Source organism: Kitasatospora sp. NPDC001539 (assembly GCF_040298565.1).
GTDB lineage: Bacteria > Actinomycetota > Actinomycetes > Streptomycetales > Streptomycetaceae > Kitasatospora.
Window position 1 is genome coordinate 1 of the sequence record NZ_JBEPAK010000385.1, and the last position, 4296, is coordinate 4296.

The window sequence follows — 4296 nt, forward strand, 5'->3', positions numbered from 1 at the left end:
CGCGTGCTGAGGGCGCGTCGCACCGGCGTCGTGTCCGGGCCTCGCCCGCGCGGGGCCTGTGCCCGGTCGCGGCGGCCCGGTGAGGGGTGCGCCGGACCGCTGTGGGCGGTGGCGGCCTGCGCCTCAGGCGGTACGCCCGTCAGACACGGTACGCCCGTCAGGCGGTGCGCCCGAGCGTGGCCAGGTAGGCGCGCCAGCCGCCGTGGTGGGTGATCTCGCGGTGCACGCCGCGCTCCAGCTCGCCCCGGGCGAGCAGCATGGACAGGCACGCGGAGCCGTCCTCCAGCTCGATCACACCGAGTTCCAGCTCCCTCGGCTCCCCGGGCAGGATGTCGTCCCGCAGGCGCTCCAGGCTGATGTCGTACAGCTCCCCGTCGATCGCGGTGTCGACGGCCGGATCGGCCAGCAGGCCCGGGCAGACGTCCGTCCCGCCGCTGTGGTCGATGGAGAAGAACCGGTACCCGGGGGCGGTCCGGGCCGGGCCGATCAGGGCGTCGGCGACCTTGCCGTGGAACGGTCCGCCGACCATCGCCTGACCGTTGAAGAAGACGCGCGCCATGGATGTGACTCCTCACGAGGGTTGGAAAGCGTGGCAGAAGGGCCGCTGCGGGCGCGGAGACCGTGGAAGGCCGCCGCCACAGGGCCTGGAGAAGGGCGTGCCAAAGGACCGTTCCGCACGGCGACGAAGAGGACAGGTGGTTTTCGTCGCCGTACGGAACGGAGCAAAGGGGCGGCGCGACTGCTACAGCCCGGCAGGCGGCAGCAGTGGCCCCGGCGGATAGATTGGTGCTCAGCCCAGCAGGGGAAGCGCGGGGAGGGTCAGGAAGTCCGCGAACTCCTCGGCCAGGGCGACCTGTTCGAAGAGCCTGGCGGCCTCGCGCCAGCGGCCGGCGTCGTAGGCCTCGGTGCCCAGCTCGGTGCGGAGTTCGGCCAGTTCCGCGGCGACCAGGGTGCGGACCAGCTCGGCGGTGGCCTTCTCGCCGGTGTCGGAGAGCACGACCCCGTTGTGGATCCACTGCCAGATCTGCGAGCGGGAGATCTCGGCGGTGGCGGCGTCCTCCATCATGTTGAAGATGCCGACCGCGCCGAGCCCGCGCAGCCACGCCTCGATGTAGCGGATGCCGACCTGGACGGCGTTGTGCAGCCCGGCGTGGGTGCAGGTGCCGCCCGCGCCCGCGATGTCGAGCAGTTCGGCCGCGGTGACCGGCTCGGACGGCCCCGGGTTGTCCTTCTGGTGGGGGCGCTCGCCCAGCACGGCGTCGAAGGAGGCGCGGGCGACCGGCACCAGGTCCGGGTGGGCGACCCAGGAGCCGTCGAAGCCGTTGCCGGCCTCGCGGTCCTTGTCCGCCTTGACCTTCTCCAGCGCGGCGGCGTTGACCTCGGGGTCCTTGCGGCTGGGGATGAACGCGGCCATGCCGCCGATCGCGTGGGCGCCGCGCCGGTGGCAGGTCTGCACCAGCAGCCGGGTGTAGGCGGCCATGAACGGCGAGGCCATGGTGACGCTGTTGCGGTCCGGCAGGATGTAGTGCTCGCCGGCGTCGCGGAAGTTCTTGACGATCGAGAACAGGTAGTCCCAGCGCCCCGCGTTGAGGCCGGCCGCGTGGTCGCGCAGTTCGTAGAGGATCTCGTCCATCTCGAAGGCGGCGGTAATGGTCTCGATCAGCACGGTGGCGCGGACGGTGCCGTACGGGATGCCCAACTCGGCCTGGGCGTGGGTGAACACGTCGTTCCACAGCCGGGCCTCGAGGTGGCTCTCGGTCTTCGGCAGGTAGAAGTACGGGCCGGAGTTGGGGTCCTCGGCGCCCCTGGCGAGCAGCCGCGCGGCGTTGTGGAAGAAGTACAGGCCGAAGTCGACGAACGCGCCGGCCACCGGGACGCCGTCGACCAGCAGGTGGTTCTCGTCCAGGTGCCAGCCGCGCGGGCGGACCACGACGGTGGCGAGTTCGGCGGCGGGCTTGAGGGTGTAGCCCTTGCCGGCCTCGCTGGTAAAGTCGATCCGGCCCTCGAAGGCGTCGATCAGGTTGACCTGGCCGCTGACGACGTTCTCCCAGGTCGGGGAGGTGGCGTCCTCGAAGTCGGCGAGCCAGACCCGGGCCCCGGAGTTGAGGGCGTTGATGACCATCTTCCGGTCGGTGGGCCCGGTGATCTCGACCCGGCGGTCCTGGAGGGCGCGCGGTGCCTCGGCGACCTTCCAGTCCCCGGCCCGCACGTCGGCCGTCTCCAGGAGGAAGTCCAGCGTGCCGGTGCGGGCGATCTCGGCGCGCCTGCTCCTCCGCCTGGCCAGGAGCTCCTGCCGGCGGCCCTCGAAGGCGCGATGGAGGCCGACGACGAAGGCGACCGCCTCCGGAGTGAGCACCTCCTCCGCCCGGTGGACGCGCGGACCGGCGACGGTGACGACCGGAGCGGCGGGAGAGGAGGCGATTGGGGGTACCCCCGGCCGGAGGCTGGGGGAGGGCCCCTGATCTGCAGCCATGAGCAGGACACTCCTAAGACGGTTGAGCCTGGCGAAGGGAGTTCCGGTGGGAACTTCCTCGGGAACTTCCTCGATCGATACCCGCCTGTCGGCGAGTTCGATTCTGTAAGGTGGAGAGTAGTTTCCGCGATACAGAATTTCAACGGTTTGTTGAAGAGGTCGCCGGGACTCCACTCCTCCCCGACAGCGAAGGGAACGCCGGTGGTTGCGACCCCCGACACAGCATCGACGACAGGCTCCGACCGCGCGAGCGGCGGCGTGCAGTCCGTCGAGCGAGCCTTCCAACTCCTGGAGGCGCTGGCCGACTCCGGCGGCGTGGCCACGCTCAGCGAGCTCTCCACCAGTTCCGGCCTCCCGATGCCGACCATCCACCGACTGGTTCGTACCCTCGTCCAACAGGGCTATGTCCGCCAGGACACCGCGCGTCGCTACACCCTCGGCCCCCGGCTGATCCGCCTCGGCGAGACGGCCGGCCGCCTGCTCGGCAGCTGGGCCCGCCCGTACCTGGCCGAGCTCATGGAGGCCACCGGCGAGACCGCCAACCTGGCGGTGCTGGAGGGCGGCGAGGTGGTGTACGTCGGACAGGTGCAGTCGCGGCGCTCGATGCGGATGTTCACCGAGGTGGGCCGGCGGGTGCAGCCGCACTGCACCGGCGTCGGCAAGGCACTGCTCGCCCAGCTCCCGGAGGACGAGGCGCGCGCGATACTCGGGCCCAACCCGCTGCCCGCGCACACCGAGTACACGGTCACCGACCCGCAGGAGCTGCTGGACCAGCTCGCCGAGGCGCGCGAGCGCGGCTACGTGGTCGACGACCAGGAGCAGGAGATCGGCGTCCGCTGCATCGCACTGGCCGTCCCGGGCGCGCCGACGCCCACCGCGCTCTCGGTGTCCGGCCCGGAGGCCCGGATCCGGGCGCTGGAGGAGCAGGCCGGAGCCTCCTCGCTGGTGCCGGTGATGCACCAGATCGCGGCCCGGCTGGGGCAGGTCCTCGCCCCCTGACGCAGCGTCAACGGCGGCTCGCGCAGCGGGAGGTGGACACCCCGCCTCCCGCACCCGCGGACTCCCCCGTTCGGCGGACGGGCGGGCGGGTTGCGCCGGTCCGGCGGCCGGCGCTGCGCCACCCTGGTGCGGGCGCCGCCGGCGACGGCGCGGGCGGCCGGAGCGCGAGGAGCGGTGAGCAGTGAGGGAACACGGGCAGCACGGGCACGGGCGTACCGGACGCCGGCACGGATCGAGGACCGGCCGGGCCAACTGGTGGACGGCGGCCGTGGCGGGCGTGGCGGCGGTCTGCACCGTCCCGGTGCTGGCCGCCGGACCGTCCTGGGCCGATCGGTCCGGCCCCCGGCCGGACGCGCAACCGGCACCGAAGCGCCCCGCCGCCGTGCAGTCCAGGTCCGACCTGGAGGTGATCCGGCTCGACCCGGACGCCGCTCCGCCCGGCGGCACCAGCACGATTCACGCCTTCGTCGCGAACCAGGGCCCGGACACCACCGCCTCGCCGTTCACCGTCACCGTCACCCTGCCGGACGGGGTGACGCCCGAGCCGCCGTACTTCCCCGAGGACTGCACGGCCGTCGGGCACCAGGTGCGCTGCGTCTTCGGGCCCGGACTGAAGGAGGGGCGCAGCGCGACCGCGCTCGTCCCGGTGCGCCTCTCCCGCGACCTGTCCCCGGGCACGCTGACCGGCGGGTCGGTCGCCGTGCGCAGTGCGGACGACCGGAACGGACGCAACGACCGGGAGCCGTTCGCCGTCCGCGTGGCGGACCCGGCCGCCGGTTCCTGAGAGCGGCCGGATCCGGGGGTCGCGTGCGCGGACGGGCAGC

4 protein-coding genes are annotated in these 4296 nt (G+C 72.8%); 2 read left to right on the plus strand and 2 right to left on the minus strand.

What is annotated here, in order from left to right; genetic code table 11:
• Positions 1-157 precede the first annotated feature (157 nt).
• Positions 158-559 carry an allophanate hydrolase-related protein gene (locus ABT247_RS32120; RefSeq protein ID WP_350749830.1) on the minus strand — a complete coding sequence of 134 codons (402 nt, stop codon included), beginning with the start codon at positions 557-559 and terminating at the stop codon, positions 158-160.
• A gap of 231 nt (positions 560-790) precedes the next feature.
• Positions 791-2473, minus strand: coding sequence for a malate synthase A (aceB, locus tag ABT247_RS32125; RefSeq protein WP_350749832.1), 1683 nt, complete (start codon positions 2471-2473; stop codon positions 791-793).
• 201 nt (positions 2474-2674) lie between these two features.
• On the opposite strand from aceB, the gene ABT247_RS32130 reads away from it, so the two are divergent.
• Positions 2675-3472, plus strand: a complete 798-nt coding sequence (locus ABT247_RS32130; protein ID WP_350749836.1) for an IclR family transcriptional regulator — start codon at positions 2675-2677, stop codon at positions 3470-3472.
• 181 nt (positions 3473-3653) lie between these two features.
• A complete protein-coding gene (locus tag ABT247_RS32135; RefSeq protein ID WP_350749839.1) occupies positions 3654-4256 on the plus strand; it encodes a COG1361 family protein in 603 nt (200 codons plus the stop codon).
• Positions 4257-4296 lie beyond the last annotated feature (40 nt).